Origin of the sequence: Curtobacterium sp. MCBD17_008, from assembly GCF_003234475.1 — a bacterium.
Classification (GTDB): Bacteria; Actinomycetota; Actinomycetes; order Actinomycetales; family Microbacteriaceae; genus Curtobacterium.
Window position 1 is genome coordinate 310,239 of record NZ_QKTK01000002.1, and the last position, 24,613, is coordinate 334,851.

22 protein-coding genes and 1 tRNA gene are annotated in these 24,613 nt (G+C 72.3%); 15 read left to right on the forward strand and 8 right to left on the reverse strand.

All coding sequences use genetic code 11. The features are described 5' to 3' along the window. Positions 1-162: 162 nt before the first annotated feature. The 4 genes from DEI95_RS03245 to DEI95_RS03260 all read left to right on the forward strand — a co-directional run bounded on the left by DEI95_RS03245 (position 163) and on the right by DEI95_RS03260 (position 4,276). Positions 163-1,206 carry a glycosyltransferase family 2 protein gene (locus DEI95_RS03245; RefSeq protein ID WP_110823706.1) on the forward strand — a complete coding sequence of 348 codons (1,044 nt, stop codon included), beginning with the start codon at positions 163-165 and terminating at the stop codon, positions 1,204-1,206. A gap of 5 nt (positions 1,207-1,211) precedes the next feature. Beyond that, positions 1,212-2,060: a CDP-alcohol phosphatidyltransferase family protein gene (locus DEI95_RS03250; RefSeq protein WP_111059396.1), complete on the forward strand. Its 849-nt coding sequence runs from the start codon at positions 1,212-1,214 to the stop codon at positions 2,058-2,060. Next, on the forward strand, positions 2,060-2,965 hold the full coding sequence (locus DEI95_RS03255; protein WP_111059360.1) for a glycosyltransferase family 2 protein: 906 nt from the start codon (positions 2,060-2,062) through the stop codon (positions 2,963-2,965). The genes DEI95_RS03250 and DEI95_RS03255 overlap by 1 nt, the downstream gene beginning before the upstream one ends. Positions 2,966-3,043: 78 nt before the next feature. Then, on the forward strand, positions 3,044-4,276 hold the full coding sequence (locus tag DEI95_RS03260; RefSeq protein WP_111059361.1) for a CDP-glycerol glycerophosphotransferase family protein: 1,233 nt from the start codon (positions 3,044-3,046) through the stop codon (positions 4,274-4,276). Positions 4,277-4,297: 21 nt separating this feature from the next. Here DEI95_RS03260 and DEI95_RS03265 read toward each other — a convergent pair whose 3' ends face one another. The 4 genes from DEI95_RS03265 to DEI95_RS03280 all read right to left on the reverse strand — a co-directional run bounded on the left by DEI95_RS03265 (position 4,298) and on the right by DEI95_RS03280 (position 7,059). Next, entirely contained in the window at positions 4,298-4,600 is a 303-nt protein-coding gene (locus tag DEI95_RS03265; protein ID WP_110823709.1) for a hypothetical protein, read from the reverse strand. Positions 4,601-4,707: 107 nt separating this feature from the next. Next, a complete protein-coding gene (locus DEI95_RS03270; protein WP_110823710.1) occupies positions 4,708-5,478 on the reverse strand; it encodes an ABC transporter ATP-binding protein in 771 nt (256 codons plus the stop codon). Next, positions 5,478-6,302 carry an ABC transporter permease gene (locus DEI95_RS03275; RefSeq protein WP_110911536.1) on the reverse strand — a complete coding sequence of 275 codons (825 nt, stop codon included), beginning with the start codon at positions 6,300-6,302 and terminating at the stop codon, positions 5,478-5,480. Before DEI95_RS03275 ends, DEI95_RS03270 begins: the two co-directional genes overlap by 1 nt. 61 nt (positions 6,303-6,363) lie before the next feature. Continuing rightward, positions 6,364-7,059: an NTP transferase domain-containing protein gene (locus DEI95_RS03280; protein ID WP_110823712.1), complete on the reverse strand. Its 696-nt coding sequence runs from the start codon at positions 7,057-7,059 to the stop codon at positions 6,364-6,366. Between the two features lie 331 nt (positions 7,060-7,390). Here DEI95_RS03280 and DEI95_RS03285 point away from each other — a divergent pair, with 331 nt between their 5' ends. From DEI95_RS03285 to DEI95_RS03295, 3 genes are all read left to right on the forward strand, one after another. Beyond that, on the forward strand, positions 7,391-8,617 hold the full coding sequence (locus tag DEI95_RS03285; protein WP_258367429.1) for an ABC transporter ATP-binding protein: 1,227 nt from the start codon (positions 7,391-7,393) through the stop codon (positions 8,615-8,617). Beyond that, entirely contained in the window at positions 8,593-10,158 is a 1,566-nt protein-coding gene (locus DEI95_RS03290; RefSeq protein WP_146243583.1) for an ABC transporter permease, read from the forward strand. Before DEI95_RS03285 ends, DEI95_RS03290 begins: the two co-directional genes overlap by 25 nt. Before the next feature lie 66 nt (positions 10,159-10,224). After that, a complete protein-coding gene (locus tag DEI95_RS03295) occupies positions 10,225-10,488 on the forward strand; it encodes a DUF3039 domain-containing protein (RefSeq protein WP_110823714.1) in 264 nt (87 codons plus the stop codon). A 27-nt stretch (positions 10,489-10,515) separates the two neighbouring features. Here the strand turns inward: DEI95_RS03295 and DEI95_RS03300 are convergent, their stop codons facing one another. After that, positions 10,516-11,763: a nicotinate phosphoribosyltransferase gene (locus DEI95_RS03300; RefSeq protein WP_375342339.1), complete on the reverse strand. Its 1,248-nt coding sequence runs from the start codon at positions 11,761-11,763 to the stop codon at positions 10,516-10,518. 137 nt (positions 11,764-11,900) lie between these two features. On the opposite strand from DEI95_RS03300, the gene murI reads away from it, so the two are divergent. The 3 genes from murI (at position 11,901) to rdgB (ending at position 14,166) form a co-directional block, all read left to right on the forward strand. Continuing rightward, positions 11,901-12,740, forward strand: coding sequence for a glutamate racemase (gene murI, locus DEI95_RS03305; RefSeq protein WP_110890467.1), 840 nt, complete (start codon positions 11,901-11,903; stop codon positions 12,738-12,740). Between the two features lie 83 nt (positions 12,741-12,823). Beyond that, positions 12,824-13,573, forward strand: coding sequence for a ribonuclease PH (rph, locus tag DEI95_RS03310; protein ID WP_110823716.1), 750 nt, complete (start codon positions 12,824-12,826; stop codon positions 13,571-13,573). Beyond that, the gene (rdgB, locus tag DEI95_RS03315) at positions 13,570-14,166 is read left to right on the forward strand and encodes an RdgB/HAM1 family non-canonical purine NTP pyrophosphatase (protein WP_111059364.1); all 597 of its coding nucleotides are present in this window, start codon (positions 13,570-13,572) and stop codon (positions 14,164-14,166) included. Before rph ends, rdgB begins: the two co-directional genes overlap by 4 nt. A gap of 192 nt (positions 14,167-14,358) precedes the next feature. Here the strand turns inward: rdgB and DEI95_RS03320 are convergent, their stop codons facing one another. From DEI95_RS03320 to DEI95_RS03330, 3 genes are all read right to left on the reverse strand, one after another. Continuing rightward, the gene (locus tag DEI95_RS03320; RefSeq protein ID WP_110823718.1) at positions 14,359-15,033 is read right to left on the reverse strand and encodes a DedA family protein; all 675 of its coding nucleotides are present in this window, start codon (positions 15,031-15,033) and stop codon (positions 14,359-14,361) included. A gap of 146 nt (positions 15,034-15,179) precedes the next feature. Then, a tRNA-Leu gene (locus tag DEI95_RS03325) sits at positions 15,180-15,259 on the reverse strand. Between the two features lie 102 nt (positions 15,260-15,361). Beyond that, a complete protein-coding gene (locus DEI95_RS03330) occupies positions 15,362-16,630 on the reverse strand; it encodes an MFS transporter (RefSeq protein WP_111059365.1) in 1,269 nt (422 codons plus the stop codon). A gap of 42 nt (positions 16,631-16,672) precedes the next feature. On the opposite strand from DEI95_RS03330, the gene mnmA reads away from it, so the two are divergent. The 5 genes from mnmA to gatC all read left to right on the forward strand — a co-directional run bounded on the left by mnmA (position 16,673) and on the right by gatC (position 24,611). Further along, positions 16,673-17,779: a tRNA 2-thiouridine(34) synthase MnmA gene (mnmA, locus tag DEI95_RS03335; RefSeq protein ID WP_111059366.1), complete on the forward strand. Its 1,107-nt coding sequence runs from the start codon at positions 16,673-16,675 to the stop codon at positions 17,777-17,779. A 75-nt stretch (positions 17,780-17,854) separates the two neighbouring features. Continuing rightward, entirely contained in the window at positions 17,855-20,224 is a 2,370-nt protein-coding gene (ligA, locus tag DEI95_RS03340; RefSeq protein ID WP_111059367.1) for an NAD-dependent DNA ligase LigA, read from the forward strand. A 180-nt stretch (positions 20,225-20,404) separates the two neighbouring features. Next, entirely contained in the window at positions 20,405-21,748 is a 1,344-nt protein-coding gene (locus DEI95_RS03345; protein ID WP_110890280.1) for an alpha/beta hydrolase, read from the forward strand. 183 nt (positions 21,749-21,931) lie between these two features. After that, on the forward strand, positions 21,932-24,274 hold the full coding sequence (locus tag DEI95_RS03350; RefSeq protein WP_258367431.1) for a transglycosylase domain-containing protein: 2,343 nt from the start codon (positions 21,932-21,934) through the stop codon (positions 24,272-24,274). A gap of 37 nt (positions 24,275-24,311) precedes the next feature. Next, the gene (gene gatC / locus DEI95_RS03355; RefSeq protein WP_110823724.1) at positions 24,312-24,611 is read left to right on the forward strand and encodes an Asp-tRNA(Asn)/Glu-tRNA(Gln) amidotransferase subunit GatC; all 300 of its coding nucleotides are present in this window, start codon (positions 24,312-24,314) and stop codon (positions 24,609-24,611) included. Positions 24,612-24,613 lie beyond the last annotated feature (2 nt).

Sequence of the window (24,613 nt, forward strand, 5' to 3'; positions counted from 1 at the left end):
GACGGGAGGCTCCCCACCAGCTGGTGGGGAGCCTCCCGTGCGTCCGCCGGGGCGCGGCGGGGCGCGGCCAGGTGGCCGCCCCGGGTGCTTGATAGGCTCGGGTCCGCTCTGCGGAGACGGCCCCGGCGGGCCGTGCCGCGCCCGCCGGACCCCGAGGATCACATGCAGCACGACGGACAGGCCCTGCCGGGTGTCTCCTACGTCATGCCCGTCCTCAACGAGGTCACCGAGGTCCGCGCGGCGGTGGGCAGTCTGCTCGAGCAGGACTACCAGGGGCCGTTCGAGGTCATCCTGGCCCTCGGCCCCTCGATCGACGGCACGAACGAGCTCGTCGCCGAGATGAGCGCCGCGGACCCGCGGATCCGCGCGGTCGAGAACGCGGTCGGCTCCACGCCGGCCGGGCTGAACGTCGCGATCCGGGCCTCCGAGCACCCGATCGTCGTCCGGGTCGACGCCCACAGCGTCCTGCCGCGGGACTACACGCGGATCGCCGTGCGGACCCTGCAGGAGTCCGGCGCGGACAACGTCGGCGGCATCATGCGCGCCGAGGGCCGCACCCCCTTCGAGAAGGCCGTCGCCCTGGCGTACGGCAGTCGCGTCGGCCTCGGCGGCACCCCGCACCACGTCGGCGGGCAGGCCGGACCGGCCGAGACGGCGTACCTCGGGGTGTTCCGACGGGAGCGGCTGTTCGCCGTCGGGCTCTTCGACGAGGGCATCAAGCGCGGGCAGGACTGGGAGCTCAACCGGCGCCTGCGCACCACCGGCGGCACGGTCTGGTTCACCCCCGAGCTCGTCGTCACCTACCGGCCCCGGCCGAGCCTCCGCCGTCTCGTCCGCCAGTTCGTCGCGACCGGGCTGTGGCGCGGTGAACTCGCCCGACGCTTCCCCGCCGGCAACGGCCTGCGCTACTTCGTCCCGCCGGCGATGGTCGTCGCCGTCGCGCTCGGCCTGGTCGCCGGGCTCGTCGGTGTGGTCGGAGCGTTGCTCGGCAGTCCCGTCGCCTGGGCGACGGTCGGCTTCGTGGTCCCGGCGGTCTACCTCCTCTTCGTCGTCGTCGGCGCCCTCGCGGTGTCACGACGGTCGGACCCGGCGACACGGGCGTGGCTGCTCGTCGTCCTGCCGTGCATCCACGTCGGCTGGGGCGTCGGCTTCATCATCGGGTTCCTCACCCGGACCTCCGATCTGACCACGCACACGGGACGGTGACCGACATGGCCGACGACGACCGCGGGAACGGCGGCCTGCCGGGTCCCTCCGACAGCCGCGGGTTCGCACGCCCCACCTCGATCGCGGAACTCCGCGCCGTCGCCCAGCCGGACGAGGTCCGCGCCCGGGCGAACGCGGAGCACTGGACGGCCTCGCTGTACCTGCGGGACATCTCGCCGTATCTGACCTCGGTGCTGCTCCGGACCCGGGTCAGCGCGAACCAGGTCACCGGCCTGATGATCCTGGTCGGCTGGTCGACCGCGGCCGCACTCCTCATCCCGGGCATCTGGGGCGCGCTGCTCGCCCTCGTGCTCGGGCAGCTGCAGATGCTCGTCGACTGCTCCGACGGCGAGGTCGCGCGCTGGCGGGGCACACGGTCCCCGGCCGGCATCTTCCTCGACAAGGTCGGGCACTACACCACCGAGGGACTCATCCCGATCGCGCTCGGCGTCCGCGCGGCGACGTGGCCGATCGAGGGCGTCGACTGGATGTGGACGACGATCGGCTGCGCGCTCGGCCTGGTCATCGTGCTCAACAAGGCGCTCAACGACATGGTGCACGTCGCCCGTGCCCACGGCGGCATGGAGAAGCTCGCCGACCGCCGCGACGGGGTGACGGTGCCGTCCGGTGCCCGCCTCGCGACGCTGCGTCGGGTGGCGCGGTTCCTGCCGTTCCACCGTCTGTACCACTCGGTCGAGCTGACGATCATCACGTTCGTGGTCGCGCTCGTCGCCCTCGTCGTCGGGCACCCGCTGGCCGACCGGGTCCTGGTCGGGGCACTCCTGCCGCTCGCGGTCCTCGCGACGGTCGGGCACTTCCTCGCCATCATCTCGTCGAAGCGGGTCCGCGCGTGATGCCGGGGACCGATCGGCGTCGCGCGGTCCCGCACCGCGAGCGGCCACGGGTCGCCGTGGTCAGCCTGACGCAGGGGACCCGGCCGGAGGACCTCCGCCGTGGCCTGGACAGCGTGCTCGCGCAGCAGGACGTCGACCTCGACGTCGTGTGCGTCGGGAACGGGTGGGAACCGGTGGACCTGCCGGACGGGGTCCGGGCGCTGGCGCTGCCGGAGAACCTCGGGATCCCCGCCGGTCGGAACGCCGGGGCGGCGGCGGTCGACGGCGACTACGTGTTCTTCCTCGACGACGACGCCTCGGTGCCGTCGCCGACGTTCCTGCGCGACGCGATCGCGCTCTTCGAGCGGGACCCCTCGCTCGGGCTCGTGCAGCCGCGGGTCGTCGACCCGAGCGGCGCCGCGAACCCCCGACGCTGGGTGCCGCGCATCCGCAAGGGCGACCCGGAGCAGAGCTCTCCGGTGTTCTCGGTCTGGGAGGGCGCCGTCGTCCTGCCGATGGACGTCTGGCGCGCCGTCGGAGGCTGGGGTGCGGAGTACTTCTACGCGCACGAGGGGATCGAGCTCGCGTGGCGGGTCTGGGACGCCGGTCGTCGCACCTGGTACGCGGGGGAGCTCGTCGCGAACCACCCCGCGATCGACCCCGCTCGGCACCGTGAGTACGTGCGGCTCAACGCGCGGAACCGGGTCTGGCTGGCCCGACGGAACCTGCCCGCCGTCCTCCGGCCGCTGTACGTCGGCAGTTGGGCTGCCATCCAGGTCCTGCGCTGGTGGCGCTCCCCGCGGCGCCTCACCACCTGGTTCGCCGGCGTCGCCGAGGGGTGGCGCGCGGACTGCGGGCCGGTCCGGGTGATGGGATGGTTGACGATCGGCCGGATGACGCTCGCGGGTCGACCGCCCGTCGTCTGAGACCCGGCGCGCGCCTCGGACTCGCCCGACCCCGACACGACCACCATCCACCGACCGACCACCACGCAGGAGCAGAGCATGGCCATCGTCAAGGACGCCCGCACCGCGATCCGTCTCGTGGCCCGCCTGCTGCGGTCGCGGAAGGTCCGCGCGCAGCTGGCCCGTCGCCTGCCCTCGGTCCCGCGGCCCGCACCGGGGTCGGTCGAGATCGCCGTGTACTTCGCCGACGGTCCCGTGAACATGTACCAGATCCGGCAGTGGTACGGCCCCCTGGCGGAGCTGGCGCGGCACCGCGGGGTCGCGATCATCTCGCGGAGCCCCGGCGCGATGCTCACGCTGCTCGACGAGTCGCCGGTCCCGGTCGTCTACGCCCGGCAGGTCGTGGACCTCGAGCGGTTCGTCGCCGAGCAGGCCCCGAAGACCGTGCTCTACGTCAACCAGAACGCCCGCAACTTCCAGATGATGCGGTACGGGCGCATGTGGCACGTCTTCGTGAACCACGGCGAGAGCGACAAGATGTACATGACGACGAACCAGTTCAAGGCGTACGACTACGCCCTGATCGCCGGTGACGCCGCCCGGGACCGACTCGCCGACGCGCTGTGGGACTACGACCTGGACGCCCGGACCATCGCCATCGGGCGTCCGCAGGCCGACCACTTCGTGGGGGAGCCGCCCTACCCGTCCGACGACCGCACCGTGGTGTTGTACGCCCCGACGTGGGAGGGTGACCGCGGCGCCGCTGCCTACGGGTCCATCGCGAGTCACGGGACGACGATCGCCGACCGTGTGCTCGCGTCGCCGCAGCACCGGCTCGTGTACCGCCCGCACCCGCGGAGCGGCGTGGTCGACCCCGCGTACAAGGCCGCGCACGAGCGGATCGTCGCTGCGATCGCGGCCGCCAACGCCGCCGACCCGTCGGCGCACCACGTGTACGACGACGGGCCGACGCTCGGCTGGCAGCTCGCGGACGCCGACGTCGCGATCACCGACATCAGCGCGATGATCTACGACCGCCTGGCCGTGGGGAAGCCGTTGCTCGTGACCCGACCCGTGTCCGCCGACGCCGAGGTGGACGAGCGCGGGTACCTGTCCGACGCCGACTGGCTGCGCGCGGACGACGCCGGGGACGTCATCGCCCGTGTGGAGCGCGCCGCGAACGACGCCGAGCAGCTCGCGCGACTCCGCCACTGGGTGCAGCGGTACTTCGGCGACACGACGCCGGGCACGGCGACCGCGCGCTTCCACGCGGCCGTCGACCGCCTCGTCGCCCACTGGCACGAGGTCGCCGCCGCCCGGTCCGGTTCCTGACCGGTCCGGGCGGCGGCGGCCTCAGGGCGCGAGCCCGGGACCGGCGAGGGACATCCGCCACAGGTACTCGGACCGGTCCGGACGACGCCACCGCACGATGACGACGCCGGTCTCCTCCGGTCCTGCGCCGAAGACGGCGAGGGACAGCCCCCGACCGGGCTCGAGCCGACGGACGACGAGCGGCGGGGAGTAGCCCGTCCCGAGGTGCGTCAGGTCGATGCCGTCCAGGGTCTCGGTACTGGTGTTGATGATCTCGTACCGCCGTGGGGCGGCCGATCGGTCGACGGTGAACGGTACTGGGTACGCGGTGGTGGGGTGGTGCATGGGCAGCACGATAGGGGTGGGGTCCGACGCCGGGGCCCCGTCAGCCCGCCGGACGACCGGGGGCTGTGGAGCGCGGTGCGGGAGGCCCCGGTTGTGCAGGAGTGGCCTCAGGCCCCGTGGTCCGCGTTGTACCGGTCGAGGGCCTCGCCGATGGGCCCGTCGAACTGCAGTCGGCCCTTGTCCAGGTACAGCCCGCGGTCGCAGAACCGGCGCAGGTCCTTGTCACTGTGGGAGACGAAGAACAGCGTCCGCCCGCCCGCCAGGAGCTCCTCGATGCGCTTGTAGCACTTCTCGCGGAAGGCCTTGTCACCGACCGCCAGGACCTCGTCGACCAGGATCACCGGTTCGTCCAGCCGCGAGATGACCGCGAAGGCGATCCGGACCTTCATGCCGCTGGAGAGGTGCTTGTACGGGGTGTCGACGAAGTCGCCGATCTCGGCGAACGCGATGACCTCGTCGAACGCGGCCCGGATCTCGGCGCGGGACATCCCGTGCAGACCCGCCGTCAGGTAGACGTTGTCGCGGACGGTGAGGTCCCCGACGAACCCACCGGTGATCTCGATGAGCGGCGCGACGCCGGCCCCGACGTGCACACGGCCCTCGTCCGGGAGCATGACCTGCGCCACGAGCTTCAGCAGTGTCGACTTGCCCTGCCCGTTCCGACCCACCACGCCGATCGCCTCGCCCGGGCGCACGTCGAACGAGACGTTCCGCAGCGCCCAGAACTCGTCGGCCTTGCGTCGCCGCTGCCCGCGTCCGAACAGGTCCTTGAAGCTCCGACTCGCCCGCCGGTTCCGCTTGAACCGGATGCCGGCGTCGGTGACGGAGATCACCGGGGCGGTCGTGCTCGCGGTGACGGTCGGTTCGGTGGTGGCCATCACAGCTCCTTGAGGACGCGGTGCTCGCTGCGGCGGAAGACGACGAGCCCGACGGCCAGGACGACGGCCGTGACCACGACCGAGGCGAGCACCTCGACCCAGTCGAGCTGACCCGGGAAGAACGCCGAGCGGTAGATCCCGAAGATGCCGCTGAGCGGGTTGATCGCGGCCAGGTCGTGCAACGCCGGGGGGAGGGCCTGCGTGCCGTAGATGATCGGGGACGCGTAGAACATGAAGCGGAGCACGAGCTTCACCGCACGCTCGAGATCGCGGAAGAACACCACGAGCGGGGCCACGATGAGCCCGAGGCCGTAGACCAGGGTGGCCTGCAGCACGATCGCGAGCGGCCAGAGCACGACCTGCCAGTGCAGGTGCGCCCCGGTCGCGAGCACGAACACGGCGAGCACCGGGATGCTCAGCAGGAACTCGATCGCCTTCGACGCGTCGATGCGCGCGACCCAGATGCTCCGCGGGATCGTCGTCGAGCGGATGAGCTTCGACTCCTTGATGAACGCGCGGGTGGAGTCCGAGACGCCGCCGGTGAACCACATCCAGGGCAGCAGGGCGGCGAGCAGGAACACGATGTACGGTTCCTCGCCCACCGAGCCGCGGTGGAAGACCTGCGTGAAGACGAACCAGTAGATCGCCGACATCACCAGCGGGTCGAGGATCGACCAGAAGTACCCGAGTGCGGACGTCGAGTACCGCACACGCAGGTCGCGGACGGTCAGCAGCCAGAGCGCCTGCCGGTACCGACGGCCGGTGCCCCGGGACCGCGACGGCGACGCCGCGACTGCCGTGGCGTGCGTGCGCGTTCCGCTCATGGGTTCCCTCCGGTCGGGACCACGCCGGAGGCAGGCGACGACCAGGGGGTCCTGACGACGGTCAGGCGAACAGGTCGTTCGCGCGCTCGAGGTCCTCGGCGAAGTCGATCTCGACCGCGTACAGGTCCGAGATGTCGATCGGCGTCCAGCGTAGCCCGTCCTCGGCGATGGCAGCTTCGATGCCGCCCTCGAAGTACTCCTGGTCGTCGACCCGGCCGAGCTGGCGCACCAGGGCCTGCTTGTCGGCCGCGGAGACGTAGTTGATGCCGACTGCCTCACCCAGACCACCGACGACCTTCTTGGAGAGCTTCGCGATGAAGCCCTCGGCGTCGACCGTGTACTTGACCTCTTCGTCGGAGACCTTCTCGGTGTTGACGCTGACGAACGAGCGGCCCTCGTCGATCATGTCGGCGGCACGCACGAGCGCCATCGGGTCGAAGACGACGTCGCCGTTCATCCAGAGGACGCCGCTCTTGCCGGTCGCCTTGAGGGCACGCAGCAGGCTCTTCGAGGTGTTCGTGGAGTCGTAGGACTCGTTGTAGACGAAGTTCGCCTCCGGGAAGGCCTCGACGATGTACTCCGACTTGTAGCCGACGACGATGGTCACCCGGGCGCTCGACCCGAAGGCGGCGCGGATGTTGTCGAACTGCTGCTGCATGATGGTGCGGCCGTCGCTGAGCTCGGTGAGCGGCTTCGGCAGGCTGCGCCCGAGGCGGCTGCCCATCCCCGCTGCGAGGATGACGATCTGCGTGGTCATGCTTGTCCCTTCCGGTGTCCACCGGTGCCGGTGTCCGGGAGCTGCCCTGGCTGGGCGCGCTCCCTCTGGCGCTGGGTGGACTCTTCGAGTCTGCTCGCTGCCGGTTCGGGTTCGCAGAGAGTCCGCGCGATCCGGAGCGACACGCGCTCCGACCGGCGGATGCTCCGCGCGGCGCGGGCAGGTTTCCGAGTGGTGAACACTGCGTCGTGTCCCGGTGAATGATACGGAACCAGGCCGCGTCGGGGTACGGCTCGCCCGGCATCGTGTTCATTTCGTGACCCTGCCGGACGCGGCTCCCCGACCGGTCGGAACCGTTGGTACGGTTGGGCTCGTGTCGGCAGGAACAACGGGAGACGACGACGTGTACAGCACGTCGGACGCCACATGGACGGCCGATCAGGACGACGACGACGCGACCGCTGCCCCGGGGCCGGGCACGGGCGACCACGACGACACGGGGGACACGGGCGCACACGACGCGTCCGCGGGTGACGACATGACGGACCAGACGACCGGCAGCGCGGTGCGGGCAGGGGGCGGCGCGGAAGCCGGCGTCGCTGCTGCGGCCGCCGCCACGAGCACGCCTGCGCCGCGACCGACGAAGAAGGGCAAGAAGCGGTCCGGGCGGGCGACACGCCCACAGGGTTCGGCCGCGTCCCGGACCGCCGACGAGCGCGCGGAGCCCGAGGACGGGCGGGGCGACCAGGAGGCCCGGGAGGGTTCCGGCGCCTCCGGTGCGCCCGACCGGGCAGCGCGGACGACGAAGCGCCCCTCACCCCGGCAGAACGTGCCGCAGCAGCCCGTCGTGCTCCGCGCCGACGGCCTCGTGAAGCGGTACGGACAGACGCTCGCGGCGGACGACGTCGACCTCGAGATCCGCAAGGGCTCGATCTTCGGCGTGGTCGGGCCGAACGGTGCGGGGAAGACGACGACCCTGTCGATCCTGACGGGCCTGCTCCGCCCCGATGCCGGCACCGTCACCGTCCTCGACCACGACGTGTGGGCCGACCCGACCGCGGCGAAGCGGGCGATGGGCGTCCTGCCCGACCGGCTCCGGCTCTTCGACCGCCTGACCGGCGCGCAGATGCTGTTCTACTCGGCGACGCTCCGGGGGCTCGACGGCGCGACCGCTCGCAGCCGCAGCGCCGACCTGGCCGCGGCGTTCGGTCTCGGCGACGCGCTCGGCCGCCCGGTCGCCGACTACTCGGTCGGCATGGCGAAGAAGATCGCCCTCGCCGCCACCCTCATCCACTCGCCGCGCGTGCTGGTGCTCGACGAACCGTTCGAGTCCGTCGACCCGGTCAGCGCGACGACCATCACCGACATCCTCCGCCGCTACACCGCGGGGGGCGGCACCGTCGTGCTCTCCAGCCACTCGATGGAACTGGTCCAGCGCACCTGCGACTCCGTGGCGATCATCGTCGGCGGGAAGGTCCTGGCCGCCGGCACCATGGCGCAGGTCCGCGGGCGTCGCAGCCTCGAGGACACCTTCGTCGAACTCGCCGGAGGCCGCCCCGTCACGGAGAGCATGGAATGGTTGCACAGCTTCTCCGGCTGAGGGCCGACCTGCTCGCGGGCGAGGTCCGCGGGGGAGCCCGACGGTCCGTGGCCGTGGTGGTCGGCAGCCTCGTCGCACTCGTCGTCGCCGTCTGGGTCGCGTCCGTCTTCGGAGGCCTCCGCGGAGCGGACCCCGCGGCCGCCCGCGCAGTCGTGGTCCTGGTCGGGGCCGCCGTCGCCGTCGGGTGCACCTTCGTGTCCCTCGCCGTCGGGGTCGCGGACCCGCTCGACCCGCGACGCTTCCTCGTGCACGGCATCTCCCGCCGGGACCTCGCCGTCGGACTCGGCCTGGCCGGACTCCTCGGCGTCCCGGTGCTCGCGGTGGCGGTGCTCGCCGTCGGCCAGGTGGTGACGTGGAGCCGTGGGGTCGGGCCGGCGCTCCTCGGGGTCCTCGCCGCGGTCCTGGTCATCGCGACGAACGCCCTGCTCATCCGGGTCGGCAGCACCGTCGGCGCCTGGCTCTTCGCCGCGCACCGCGCCCGGGACGCCGCCTGGTTCGTGACGTTCGTCGTGGTCGTGCTGTCGGTCCCGACGGTCCCGCTGCTGCTCCGCCCGGCGTGGGTCGAACCCGCCGGCCCGGAACTGCAGCGCATCGCGGACGTCGCCGGCTGGACGCCGTGGGGAGCGGCGTGGGCCGTCCCCGCGGACGCCGCGAACGGGGACGTGGGGTCGGCCGCCGGCAAGCTGCTGGTCGCGCTCGTCGTCGTCGGGCTGCTCGCCCTCGCGTGGTGGGCCCTCGTCGGGCGGCTGCTCGTCACGGTCCAGGGCCGGAGCCGGAGCCGGCACTACCGCACCCTCGGCTGGTTCGACCGGCTCGGTGCCACCCCGTTCGGCGCGGTCGCCGCCCGGGCGCTGACGTACTGGGGACGGGACCCGCGCTACCGGAGCTCGTACCTCATCCTGGTGTTCGTGCCGCTCGTGGTGGTGCCGCTCGGCGTGGCCGGTGTGCCGTGGGCGTGGACCGCGCTCGCGCCGCTGCCGCTCATGGCGCTCATCGCCGGGTTCCTGCCGCACAACGACGTCTCGTACGACAACACGGCCGTCTGGCTGCACGTCGCCTCGGGTGCCCCGGGGTGGACCGACCGCCTCGGGCGTCTCGTGCCGCTCATCGTCGTCGGTGTCCCGCTGCTCGTCCTCGGTGCCGCGGTGTCGGCTCGGCTGTACGGGGACCCGGACGCGTTCCCGCTGCTCGTCGGTGTCTCGGCGAGTGCGCTGCTCGGCGGGCTCGGCCTGTCGAGCGTCGTGTCGGTGGCCCTGGCCTACCCGACGGTCCGACCGGGCGACCACCCCTTCCACCAGCCCCAGGCGGCGGGTGCCACGGCGACGGTCGCACAGACGCTGATGGTCCTCGGCACGCTGGCCTGCATGGTCCCGGCCGGGTGGTCGGCGGTCCACGTCCTGCTCGACGGCGGCGACCCGTGGCCGGCGCTGTGGATCGGCGCGGGCGTCGGCCTGGCGGTGCTCGTGCTCGGGGTCGTCGTCGGCGGCGCGGTGTTCGACCGACGCGGCCCGGACCTCCTGGCCGCCGCGCAGCGGAACTGACCGTCCGCAGGCCCTCGACGAGACCGGAGGGCAGCGCGTCCGCGGACGGCGACGTACGCTGGTGTCATGAGCACGACGGAACCCGGTGGTGGCGGCCTCGACGTGATGGACCGCGAACTCGAGAAGCTCCTGGAAGAGGAGGCGATCGAGCCCGGCGACCACGAGCGGTTCTCCCACTACGTCAAGAAGGACAAGATCCTCGAGTCCGCCCTGACCGGCAAGGCCGTCAAGGCGCTCTGCGGCAAGAAGTGGATCCCGGGCCGCGACCCGGAGAAGTTCCCGGTCTGCCCGGACTGCAAGGCCATCTACGAGAAGATGAAGTCCGAGTAGGACCCCCGCCGCCCGGCACCCGCGCGCTCAGATGACGAGCGTCGGGATGGCCGGATCGCCGCGACCGATGCGCTCGGCGTCCGCCGGCAGCTCGGCCTTCGCGCGCTTGTGGTGCGCCCGGGCTGCCTCGACCCCGGTGGCGCCGAGGAACGCGGGGTCGACCTCACCGGAGGTCACGACGGGGACGAGCAGGTCCCGCTCGTCCGGTCCGACGGGTCCGGAGGTCAGCACGACCTCGGCGGTCGCGATCCCGTTGCGCAGGCGCCGGCCGGCCTCCTTGCGGCCGCCCGTGGACGCCTTGTCGGCCGACTTCTTCGCCACCGGGACCCACTCGCCGGCGGGGGAGTGGTGCGCGACGAGCTTGAACACCATGCCCGCGGCGGGGTGCCCGGAGCCGGAGACGACGGACGTGCCGACGCCGTACGAGTCCACCGGGGCGGCCCGGAGCGCGGCGATCGTGTACTCGTCCAGGTCGTTCGTCACGGTGATCTTCGTGCTGGTCGCCCCGAGCCGGTCGAGTTGGGCGCGGACGCTCGCGACGACCGACGGCAGGTCGCCGCTGTCGATGCGGACGGCGCCGAGCTTGCCGTTCGTCAACCGGACGGCGGTGTCGACGGCGGCCTCGATGTCGTAGGTGTCGACGAGCAGCGTCGTGCCGGTGCCGAGCGCGTCGATCTGCGAGCGGAACGCAGCCTCCTCGGTGTCGTGCAGGAGCGTGAAGGCGTGCGCGGCCGTGCCCATCGTCGGGATGCCCCACGTCCGCCCGGCCTCCAGGTTGCTCGTCGCGCCGAAGCCCGCGATGTACGCGGCACGGGCGGCGGCAACGGCGTTCCACTCGCCGGTGCGGCGGGAGCCCATCTCGGCGAGCGGGCGTCGGTCGGCGGCGGACACCATCCGGGCGGCTGCGGAGGCGATGGCCGAGTCGGCGTTGAACACGCTCAGCGCGAGCGTCTCGAGCATCACGGCCTCGGCGAAGGTGCCCTCGATCTGCAGCACGGGGGAGTTCGGGAAGAACACCTCGCCCTCGCGGTAGGCGCGCACGTCCCCCCTGAAGCGGTAGTCGGCGAGCCAGCGCGCCGTGCCCTCGTCGATGACGCGGCGGTCCCGGAGGAAGCCGATCTCCTCGTCGCCGAAGCGGAACTCGGTGAGCTGGGTGAGGAAGCGCCCGAGTCCGGCCGCTACGCCGTACCGGCGCCCGTCCGGCAGGCGGCGGGCGAACACCTCGAAGACGCAGCGGCGGTCGGCGGTGCCGTCCTTCAACGCGGCGTCGACCATGGTGAGTTCGTACTGGTCGGTCAGGAGCGCGGTGGTCACGCGTCCGACCCTACCCAGCGGGCCCGCCGCCCGGCCAGGGACCGCCGGGAGGTCCGGTGCGCGTCCGCCCCGTCGGTGGCGTCGGTACGCTGGTCACCGTGACGGATGCACCGATCGGAGTCTTCGACAGCGGCGTCGGCGGGCTCACGGTGGCCCGGGCGATCATCGACCAGCTGCCCCGCGAGAGCGTCCGCTACGTCGGGGACACCCTGCACTCGCCGTACGGCCCGAAGCCGATCGCGGACGTCCGGCGGTACGCGCTGCAGGTGATGGACGACCTCGTCGACCAGGGCGTCAAGGCACTCGTCATCGCGTGCAACACCGCGTCCTCGGCAGTGCTCCGGGACGCCCGCGAACGGTACGAGCAGGCGACGGGCATCCCCGTCGTCGAGGTCATCCAGCCCGCGGCCCGCGCGGCCGTCAAGCAGACCCGCACCGGACGGATCGGGGTCATCGGCACGATCGGCACCATCGCGTCCCGCGCCTACGAGGACGCCTTCGCGGTCGCCGCCGACGTCACCCTCACCACGGCCGCGTGCCCGCGGTTCGTCGAGTTCGTCGAGGCGGGTGACACCTCGTCCGCCGAACTCCGCGAGGTCGCCGCCGGGTACCTCGCCCCGGTCCGGGACGCCGGGGTCGACACCCTCGTCCTCGGCTGCACGCACTACCCGCTCATGTCGGCCGCGATCCAGTACGTGATGGGGCCGGACGTCACGCTCGTCTCCAGCGCCGAGGAGACCGCGAGCGACGTCTACCGCCGCCTGGTCGAACACGGGCTCGAGCGCACGAGCACCGAGCCGCCGAGCCACTCGTTCGAGGCCACCGGTGCCGACCCCGACGGCTTCGTCCGGCTCGCCCGTCGCTTCCTCGGACCCGAGGTCGCCGCCGTCGGCCACCTCGAGACCGGCACCATCACGCTCCCACGCGCCCTGCGCTGACCTTGCCCGGCCCGCCACCCGGCGGGCGCGCGACCGACCGGACCACCCGCACCGAGCCTCCAGGCCGGACCGAGAGGAACACCATGAACGCCACCGACGGACCCGTCCGCATCGACGGTCGGACGACCACCGACCACCGCCCCGTGACGATCGAACGCGGCTGGAGCAGCCAGGCCGAGGGCAGCGCGCTCATCTCGTTCGGGAACACGAAGGTGCTCTGCACCGCCTCGTTCACGAACGGTGTCCCGCGCTGGATGGCCGGCAAGGGCACCGGCTGGGTCACCGCCGAGTACTCGATGCTCCCGCGGTCGACGAACGAACGCATGCAGCGCGAATCGATCAAGGGCAAGGTCGGCGGCCGCACGCACGAGATCTCGCGACTGATCGGCCGGTCGCTCCGCGCGGTCGTCGACATGAAGGGCCTGGGCGAGAACACGCTCGTCCTCGACTGCGACGTGCTGCAGGCCGACGGCGGCACCCGCACGGCGTCGATCACCGGCGCGTACGTCGCGATGGCCGACGCGATCGAGTGGGGCCGGTCGAAGGGCTTCATCGGCAAGAAGGCGACGCCGTTGACGGACAGCGTGCAGGCGATCTCGGTCGGGATCGTCGGCGGGGTGCCGATGCTCGACCTGGCGTACGAGGAGGACTCGCGCGCCGACACCGACATGAACATCGTCACGACCGGGTCGGGGAAGTTCATCGAGGTGCAGGGCACGGCGGAGCACGCGCCGTTCGACCGCGAGGAGCTCGACGCGCTGCTCGACCTCGGACTCGCGGGCAACGCCTCGCTCGCGGCCGTCCAGCGCGAGGTGCTGGGGCTGTCCTCGTGACCGGCACGGTCGTCCTCGCGACGCACAACCAGGGCAAGGTCGTCGAGCTGCGGGAGATCCTCGGCGAGGCCCTCGGCGGGGTCGAGTTCGTCGCGTACGACGGCCCCGAGCCGGTCGAGGACGGCGACACCTACGCGGCGAACGCGCTCATCAAGGCCCGGGCTGCGGTCGCCCACACGGGGCTGCCCGCGCTCGCGGACGACTCGGGCATCGCGGTCGACGCGCTCGGGGGTGCGCCGGGCATCCACTCCGCCCGGTACGCCGGCACCCGCGTGGACGCGGACAACATCGCGCTGCTGCTGCAGAACCTGGAGGGTGTGGTCGAGCGGACCGCGGCCTTCGTCTGCGCGGCCGCGTTCGTGACGCCCTCCGGCACGGAGCACGTGTTCGAGGCGGTGTGGAACGGCGAGGTCGGCACCGAGCCGGTCGGTGACGGCGGCCACGGCTACGACCCGGTGTTCCGGCCGGACGACGCGGAGGGGTCGGCAGCGGAGCTGACCCGCGCCGAGAAGAACGCGCTGAGCCACCGGTCGAAGGCGTTCCGGGGCATCGCGCCCATCGTCCGCGAGTGGTTCGAGGGCGCGGAGCGGTAGCCGCCGGCGGGCGGCGCGGTGCCCGGTGCCCGGTGCCCGGTGCCGATCGGACGGGCACAACACGAACCGGCTCGAACCGCGGATCTCCGTGGTTCGAGCCGGTTCGTGTTGTGCTGGTCCAGCTCGCGCCGGCCTCGGTCGGGCCGGCGTCCGTCCGTCCGTCGGGCCGGCGTCCGTCGGCCACTGCGGCGGCTACGGCAGCGGGTCGGCCTGCTTCGCCTTGCGGGAGTTGCGGACGTACGTGATGACGGCGGGGACCACCGTGACGACGACGGCGGCGAGCAGGATCACGTCGATGTAGTTGCGCACGATGTACGCCACCGCGGGGATGTACCCGAGGAAGTACCCGAGGAACGTCACGCCGACGCCCCAGATGACCGCCCCGACGGCGTTGTACAGCGAGTACTTCCGGTAGTTCATCCGGCCGACGCCCGCGGCGATCGGCGCGAAGGTCCGGACGACGGGGACGAAGCGGGCGAGGATCACCGCGAGGGCCCCGTACCGGTGGAAGAACGCGTTCGTCCGGTCGACGTTCGCCTTCGAGAACAGACCGCTGTCCTTCCGCTCGAAGATGGGCGGTCCGGCCTTCTTGCCGATGTAGTACCCGAGCTCGCCGCCGATGAACGCGGCGGCGCCGATCATGAGCGCGACGACCCAGATCGGGATGCCGCCGATCTGCCCGTGGCGGTCGAAGGCGAACAGGCCCGTGATGACGAGCAGGCTGTCCCCGGGGAAGATGAACCCGACCAGCAGGCCCGTCTCGGCGAAGATGATGGCGCAGACGACGAGCACGGCGAACGCCCCGAAGTGGTCGAGGATGTACTGCGGATCCAGCCAGGGGATCAGGGCGAGTGCGACGGAGTCCATGGTTCTTCCGGTCGGCGGACGAGGGCGGATGGCACCCGCCGGACCGAGGGTACCGTGCGGGCATGTCCTGGCCATCCGTCGTCAGGCTGACGTCGATCGACGATCGCCGGCGCACGGACCGGGACCGTCGGTCCCGCGTCACCCGGTGCGGAAGGAGGGACTCGAACCCTCACGCCGAAGCACAGGAACCTAAATCCTGCGTGTCTACCGATTCCACCACTCCCGCTGGCCGCACCAGTGTACGCAGGAGGGCCCGTGGCGGAGCCGCAGTGGGCCACCCGCCGGCCGGCCGGCCACCCGCGGCGGGACACCGCCGGGGCGGCGCCGCTCAGCGCAGCGTGCGGGGCAGGTAGCGCGGCACGTAGCGGAGCAGGACGCCGGCACCGACGAGCCCGAGCACGCCCATCACCCCGCTCGCGACCGCGATCGTCGTGACCGCGGTGACACCCGAGATGACGAGCGGGGCTGCCGCGGAGCCGACGTCCCCGGTGAACCGCCACGCCCCGAGGAACGGTGCCGGACGGTCGGCGGGCGCGAGGTCGGCACCGAGCGTCATGAGGATGCCGGAGCCGACGCCGTTCGCGAGCGACATCGCCATCGCCACCGCGACGAACCAACCGACCCGGGCGTCGAGGTGGTCACTCCCGGCGAGCAGGAAGTAACAGACGCTCAGGCCGAGCATGCAGGGCAGGGCGCTCGCCAACCGGCCCCACCGGTCCATGATCTGGCCGCTCGTGTAGAACAGCGCGAAGTCGACCGCCCCGGCGATGCCGATCACGAGCGCGGCCGCCGAGTCGTCGAGTCCGACGTTGACCGCCCAGAGCGGCAGGATCACCTGGCGGCCCGCCCGCATCGCGCCGATGAGCGCGGCACCGCTGCCGAGCCGGACGAGGACCCGGTGGTGCTGACGGAGGGTGCGGAACAGCCCCTCGGACTCCGCCTGCACGAACTGCTCGCCCTCGTGCTCCGCGGGCGCCGGCCGGGAGGCGCGGCGCGGCCACTGCGGGCCGCGCGCGCCCGTCGCCGGGTCGCGGATGACGAGGAGCACGACGGCCGCGCCGAGACAGCACACGACGTGCACCCAGAACGCGCTCTGCGTCGTCCCCGTGAGGTGCACGACGCCCGCGGCGAGGAACGGGCCGACGAAGTAGCCGAAGCGGAACACCCCGCCCAGGCTCGACAGCGCGCGGGCCCGGATCCGGAGCGGGATCGCGGTGGTCATGTAGGCGTGCCGGGCGAGCGCGAACACCGCCGTCGACAGGCCGACCAGGAAGACCCCGACCGCGAGCACGACCGGGTTCGGCGCTGCCGTGCAGACGAGCAGGCCGACGACCGACACGACCGCGGCGCCGATCATCGCGTTCCGTTCGCCGATCCGCGCGACGACGACCCCGGAGGGCACGTCGCCGATGAGCTCGCCGACGAGGATGAGGGACGCGACGAAGCCGGCGATCGCGAGGCTCGCCCCGAGGGAGTCCGCGGCGATCGGGATGATCGGGATGATCGCGCCCTCGCCGATCGCGAAGAGCGCCGCGGGCAGGAAGCCGGACAGCAGGACGCCACGGAGGTCGAAGCCGTCGTTCGGGGTGCTCGTCATCGTCGAGCAACGGTACGCCGGTGTCGGAGTTACCCTGGACGCATGCGTGTTCTGGCGGCGATGAGCGGTGGGGTCGACTCGGCGGTGGCCGCTGCCCGGGCGGTCGACGCCGGCCACGACGTCGTCGGCGTGCACCTCGCCCTGAGCCGGATGCCGGGCACCCTCCGGACCGGCAGTCGCGGCTGCTGCACCATCGAGGACTCGATGGACGCCCAGCGGGCCGCCGCCGCACTCGGCATCCCGTACTACGTGTGGGACTTCTCGGCGCGCTTCAAGGAGGACGTCGTCGACGACTTCGTGGCCGAGTACCAGGCGGGGCGCACCCCGAACCCGTGCATGCGGTGCAACGAGCGCATCAAGTTCGCCGCGCTGCTCGAGAAGGCCCTCGCCCTCGGCTTCGACGCGGTCTGCACCGGGCACTACGCCTCGATCGTCACCGGCGCCGACGGCTCGCGCGAGCTGCACCGCTCGGCGGCGTGGGCGAAGGACCAGTCGTACGTCCTCGGCGTGCTGACCGCCGAGCAGCTCCGGCACGCGATGTTCCCGCTGGGCGCCACCCCGTCCAAGGACGAGGTCCGGGCCGAGGCGACGGCGCGCGGGCTGACGGTCGCGCAGAAGCCGGACTCCTACGACATCTGCTTCATCCCGGACGGCGACACCCGCGGCTGGCTGGCGGACCGTGTCGGCACCGCGCCCGGCGAGGTCGTGGAGCGCGACGGAACAGTGGTCGGCTCCCACGAGGGCGCCACCGGGTACACCGTCGGACAACGTCGCGGCCTCGCACTCGGCCGTCCCGCAGCCGACGGCAAGCCCCGCTTCGTGCTCGAGATCCGACCGAAGGACAACACCGTCGTGGTCGGCCCGAAGGAGGCCCTCGACGTCGCCTCGCTCTCCGGCACCCGGTACACCTGGGCGGGATCGGCCCCGTCCGACCCGTCGACGCCGTTCCGGTGCGACGTGCAGATCCGCGCCCACGCCGACCCCGAACCGGCGACCGCGCGGGTCGAGGACGGCGCCCTCGTGATCGAGCCCGACGAGCCCCTGTCCGGCGTCGCACCGGGGCAGACCGCGGTCGTGTACGTCGGCACCCGGGTGCTCGGGCAGTGCACGATCGACACCACGGTGTCGGCCGCTCCCGTCCCCGCCTGATCCGGCGGTCCACGCCCCCGGACGGGCGCACCGCTGCTGCGCGCGGCGTCGGTGGAGCACGGTAGAACTGACTGCATGAGCGAGACCGACGCGACCTTCGAGACCATCGACCCCGCGGGGCTCGACGCCGCGCAGGCCGCTCGGGAGGTCGACCGGCTCCGCGCCCGTGTCACCGAGCTGCGTCACGCCTACTACGAGGGCAACGGTTCCCCCGTCGCCGACGCCGAGTACGACGCGATGATGCGCCGGCTCGACGCGATCGAGCAGCGCTTCCCCGAGCTGCTCACCGAGGACAGCCCGACGCAGACCGTCGGCGGGCAGGCCCAGACGACGCAGTTCGCGCCGGTCGAGCACGCCGAACGCATGCTCAGTCTCGACAACGTGTTCGGCCCGGAGGAACTGACCGACTGGGCGCTCAAGGTCCAGCGGGACGCCGGGACCGAGCGCGTGCGGTTCCTCACGGAGCTGAAGATCGACGGCCTTGCCATCAACCTGCGGTACGAGCACGGCCGGCTCGTCTCGGCGGCGACCCGTGGCGACGGCGTCGTCGGTGAGGACGTCACCGGCAACGTCCGGACGATGGGCACCATCCCGGACCGGCTCGCCGGCACCGGACACCCGCCCCTCGTGGAGGTCCGCGGCGAGATCTTCTTCCCGGTCGCGCAGTTCGACGAGCTGAACGCCCGGCAGCGCGACGCCGGCGAACGAGTGTTCGCCAACCCCCGCAACGCAGCAGCGGGCTCCCTGCGCCAGAAGGAGGAGGGCAAGTCCCCGGCGAAGCGCGAGCTCATGGTCGACCGCCTCCGCCGACTCCGGATGCTCGTGCACGGCATCGGTGCCTGGCCGGTGCGGGACCTCGAGCGGGACACCGACGTCCGCGCCCAGTCCGAGGTGTACGAGCTCCTGCACGAGTGGGGACTGCCGACCGGCACGCACCACCGCGTGTTCGACTCGATCGAGGACGTCCTGGGGTTCGTCACGGACTACGGGGAGCGCCGGTCGGCGGTCGAGCACCAGATCGACGGCATCGTCATCAAGGTCGACGACCTGGCCCTGCACGAGGAGCTCGGCTCGACCTCTCGCGCGCCGCGCTGGGCGATCGCGTACAAGTACCCGCCGGAGGAGGTCCACACGAAGCTGCTCGACATCGTCGTGAGCGTCGGACGGACCGGGCGCGCGACACCGTTCGCGTCGATGGCCCCGGCCGAGGTCGCCGGCTCGGTCGTGCGACAGGCGACGCTGCACAACCAGCAGGTCGTCAAGGCGAAGGGCGTGCTGATCGGCGACACCGTCGTGCTCCGCAAGGCCGGCGACGTCATCCCCGAGGTCCTCGGCCCCGTGGTGGAGCTCCGTGACGGCACCGAGCGCGAGTTCGTGATGCCGACGGACTGCCCCGAGTGCGGCACGCCACTCCGCCCGGCGAAGGAGGGGAACATCGACCTCCGCTGCCCGAACGCGGAGAGCTGCCCGGCGCAGGTGCGCGGGCGGGTGGAGCACATCGCATCGCGGGGGTCGCTCGACATCGAGGGCCTCGGCGAGGTCGCCGCCGCCGCCCTGACCCAGCCGGTGTACCCGGAGACGCCACCCCTGGTGACGGAGGCCGGGCTCTTCGACCTGACGATGGAGGACATCGTCCCCATCGAGGTCATCGTGCGGGACGCCGAGACCGGCATGGAGAAGACCGAGGACGGCGGCGCCCCGAAGCGCGTCACCCCGTTCAGCCGGGCACGCAAGAAGACCGACCCGCCGTTCGACCCCGAGGCCCGCGGCGCCGACTACACGGGGGAGCCGGGCCGCTACCCCTCGAAGAACGCGTTCGAGATGCTCGCGAACATCGACGCCGCGAAGACGAGGCCGCTGTGGCGGATCCTGGTCGGCCTGAACATCCGGCACGTGGGACCCGTGGCGGCCCGCGCGCTGGCCAACCACTTCGGGTCGCTCGACGCGATCCGGTCCTCCTCGCGGGAGGACCTGGCGGCGGTCGACGGCGTCGGCGGCATCATCGCGGACGCCCTCCTCGACTGGTTCGAGGTCGACTGGCACCGCGAGATCATCGACCGGTGGACCGCGGCCGGCGTGCAGCTCACCACCCCCGGCCACCCGGGCCCGGGCGCAGCCGTCGCCGAGGGCGGTGTGCTCAGCGGCGTGACCGTCGTCGCCACGGGATCGCTGGAGGGCTTCACGCGGGAGGGTGCGCTCGAGGCGATCATGGCGGCGGGCGGGAAGGCCGCGTCGAGCGTCAGCAAGAAGACCGACTTCGTCGCTGCCGGGCCGGGTGCGGGGTCGAAGCTGACCAAGGCCGAGCAGCTCGGCGTGCGGGTCATCGACGCGGCGCAGTTCGCGGTCCTCGTCACCGAGGGGCCGGCAGCGCTCGCCGACCCAGCCCCGGACGACGCGGTGCCGGACGACGCGGTGCCGGACGACGCGGAGAAGCCCGCGACCTGATGCGGACGCATGCACACCGGAGCGGGATCCGGCTGCTGCGACGCGCCAGGGCCTGTCCCCAGTACGGGGGGCAAGTTGCATCCCGCATGACCCCCGAAGGGCCGTTCTCCATACACTCGACAGCGCATCACCTGTCGTCTGCAGGGGAACGACAGGCTGGCCTTCCAGGGGGAGACCCGTTTGCTGCTCTTCGCCGCGGCGCTGCTGACCGCCTCGATGCACTCGCAGGGAGTGGTCGAGGCCCCGGCCGTGCCCGCCGTCGCCGTCGTCCAGGCGACCTCGTCCGCGCCCATGCGACACGCGCCTCCCGAGCAGGGACGGGACGGAGCCGTCGACGCTCTCGCCGACGCCACCGGGCAGCGCTGGCTCGAGGTGCTCGCGGCGGCACCGCCGACCGTCCTGCGCGCGGCCGACGCCGACGGCCGGGTCCTCACCACCGCGATGGACGACCCGCCCACCAGCAGCACGGTGACGGCGTGGTGGTCGGCGCTCTCACCCGCGACGCGGACCGTCCTCACCGACGACGCCCCGGCGGTCCTCGGCAACCTCGACGGGGTCCCCTTCGACGTGCGGGACGCGGCGAACCGAGCGGTGCTGACGTCGGAACTCGCCGACCCGCAGGCCCCGACGGCGCTGGCCGCGATGCTCGGACAGGTGCAGGAATCGCTCGAGCAGGAGCCCGGCGACCCGCGCAAGTACCTCGTCACGCTGGACACGCGGGGGAGCGGTCGGTGCGCGATCTCGGTCGGTGACATCGGGACGGCCGGGCACGTGTCGGTCGTCGTCCCGGGCATCTTCTTCACCGTGAACGGGCAGATGGCGGACTTCACCGCGACCGCCGGTGACGTGTACCGAGAGCAGGCGACCGTCGCCCCCGTCGCGGCACCCGCGGACGGACCCGGGGTGGCGGTCCTGGCCTGGATGGGCTACCGCACGCCGGGCATCTCCGACTTCATGTCGCTCGACCTCGCGCATCTCGGGGCGGACCGACTCGTCCGGACGCTCGACGGCATCCGATCCGTCCGCACCGGCCACGAGCCACGGCTCGGCGTCGTGGCGCACTCGTACGGGTCCACCACCGCGATGATCGCACTCTCCTCGGGGCGGGTCACGGTCGACAGCCTCACCATGCTGGGGTCGCCCGGCAGCGCGGTCACCACGGCCGACCAACTCGCGGTGACCCCGGGGCAGGTGTACGTCGGCGGAGCGCACTGGGACCCGGTCGCCGGGACCGGCTTCTTCGGGACCGACCCGGGCCTCGCCGCGTTCGGGGCGGCACGGCTCGACCTCCTCGTCGCGGACGACCCGGACGGAGGCGGCGACGTGTTCCGACAGCCGTTCGGGCACAACGACTACCTCAAGCCGGGCACCGCGTCGCTGCACGACGTGGCGCTCATCGCGGTCGGACGGGGTGACCTGGTCCGTGGTGAGCACCACGAGGGCGACGGCCGGCACGGCGACATCGTCCAGGCGACGCCGGACATGTACCTCGTCCGGCCGCAGGACCTCCAGCCGCGCGACTGACGACCACGGGGTCGGCGGACGTGACCGGATCGTGACCCGGGGGTGCGCTGGGAGGCGATCCGTGCCTCCCGGCCGCACCGTCGGGGCGGGTGCGAGCCGGTCGTGCGCCTTCCTGTGCGGCCGCGCAGCCCCGAGCCGGCGCGCAGCAGACCCGACCCAGCGCGGCTCCCTACCGTCCTCGACATGCGGATCGCGCGCTGGCCGGGGGCCTTCCTGATGTTCGTCGTCATGTCCGTGCTCGCCGGGCTGCTCGTCGCCGTCGCGGTGACGCCGACGGTGGCGGTGGCGGGCGAGGGGGCCTCGGGGGCCGCGGAGTTCTTCGAGGACCTGCCGAGCTACCTCGACATCCAGACACCGCAACAGCTCTCGACCGTCTACGCGAAGCAGGGTGGCAAGGACGTGCCGATCGCCTCGTTCTACGCGGAGAACCGCACGGACGTGACGTCGTCGCAGATCGCCGACAGCCTCAAGCAGGCCGCGATCGACACCGAGGACCCCCGGTTCCGCGACGAGGGCGGCATCGACGTCGTCGGCACCATCCGCGCCGCCATCGCCGACGCCCTGCACGCGGGTGTCCAAGGCGGGTCGAGCATCACCCAGCAGTACGTGAAGAACGTGCTCGTGCAGCAGTGCGAGCAGCTCACCGGTAAGGACCCCGCGTCAACCAAGACGAAGGTGGACGCCTGTTACGACAAGGTCGCCGGCCAGACCGAGGCCCGGAAGCTCCAGGAGATCCGGTACGCGATCGCGGTCGACCAGAAGTACACGAAGGACCAGGTCCTGACCGGGTACCTCAACATCGTCGGCCTCGGCGGGCGTGTCTACGGTGCGGAGGCCGGTGCGGAGTACTACTTCGGCGTGCACGCGGCGGACCTCTCCCTCGTGCAGTCCGCGACCCTGGTGGCGATCCTCAACAACCCGTCGTACCTGCGCATCGACGAGCCGGACAGCACCGCGAACGGTGCGGCGAACGGGTACCGGCTGACGAAGGTCCGGCGCGACTACGTCCTGCGCCGCATGCACGCCCACGGCACGATCTCGGCGGCTGCCCTGCGGAAGGCGGTCGCGACGCCGATCACACCGCGGATCACCGACACCGCGAACGGGTGCTCGAGCGCCGCGACGAAGTACGACGCGGGGTACTTCTGCGACGCCGTGCGGTCACAGCTGCTCGCGGACCCGGCGTTCGGGAAGACGGCTTCGGACCGGATCGCGACGCTCGACACGAAGGGGCTGTCGATCCACACCTCGCTCGACCTCGACCTGCAGCACACCGCGCAGGCGGCGCTGTCGTCGTACGTGCCGACCACCATGGCGGGCGTCGACGCCGGTGGGGCGAACGTCACCGTCGAACCCGGGACGGGACGCGTGCTGTCGATGGTGCAGAACACGGACTACACGCAGTCGGACGCCCCGACCGCTGGTGCCACGGCGGTGAACTACAACGCGGACCAGGCCGTCGGCAGCTCGGGCGGCTTCCCGACCGGTTCCACCTACAAGGTCTTCACCCTGGCGGACTGGTTGGCGAACGGACACACGCTGTCGCAGTCGGTGTCGACGACCGAGCACACGTTCCCGCAGTCGGAGTTCACGAACTCGTGCGTCGGTGTCGGCGGTGCGCCGTGGCAGGTCGCCAACGCCGAGCAGGTGGAACCGACGATGAGTGTGCTCGCGGCCACCGTGGAGTCGATCAACACCGCGTTCGGCGCGATGGCGAAGCAGCTCGACCTGTGCGGCATCCAGAAGACCGCCGAGGCGATGGGCATCCACCAGGCCGACGGCAGTGCACCCGACTCGAACCCGGCGTCGGTCCTGGGAACGAACCCACTGTCGCCGATCGACCTCGCCGAGGCGTACGCCGGCTTCGCGAACGGCGGCATCGTCTGCACGCCGACCACGATCGACTCCGTCACGACCGCCAGCGGCGGCACGATCCGACCGACCCCGCCCACGTGCTCGCGCGGCGTCAGCGCCGAGGTCGCCGGCACCGTCGACTACGCGCTCCAGGGCGTGCTGTCGGGGAAGGGGACGGCCGCGAGTGCGAACCCCGGCGACGCGGTGCCGAAGTTCGCGAAGACCGGCACGACGGACGGTGACGAGCAGAACTGGCTCATCGCCTCGTCGACGAAGTACACGAACGCCACGTGGATCGGCAACGTGCAGGGCCACGTCCGGTTGGCGGACTGGCCGTTCCTGCAGGGGACGACCGGGTACAGCGCGAAGTTCGGGGTCGGCAAGCAGATGATGGCCCACCTGGACGGCGTCGTCGGCGGGGGGCCGTTGCCTGCGCCCGACCCGGCGCTCATCGGGTCCGCGGCGCCGGCGCCGACCGCGGGCACAGCACCGGGCGCGGGCTCGGGGACGTCTGTGGGCGCGGGTACGCAGGGTGCCCAGGCGCAGGGTCAGGCGCAGCAGCCCGCTCCGGCATCGGCTGCTCCGGCTCCGGCTCCGGCTCCGGGTCCGGCTCCGGCTCCGGGTCCAGGGGCCGAGGAGGGGCGTCCGACCTCCGTCCGGCCCGCCCAATAGACTGGGCGGCATTCCACGAACCGATCGACGGAGCACCATGCCTGACATCACGAGCGAGCAGGTCGCCCACCTGGCGAACCTCGCACGTATCGCACTCACGCCCGACGAGATCGAGAAGATGACCGAGGAGCTGTCACTCATCGTCGACAGCGTCGCGAAGGTCACCGAGGTCGCGACCCCGGACGTCCCCGCGACGAGCCACCCGGTCCCGCTCGAGAACGTCTCCCGCCCCGACGAGGTCGGCCAGACGCTCACCCAGGAGCAGGCCCTCTCGGGTGCCCCCGACTCGGACGGCGAGCGCTTCCGCGTGACCGCGATCCTCGGCGAAGAACAGTAGGC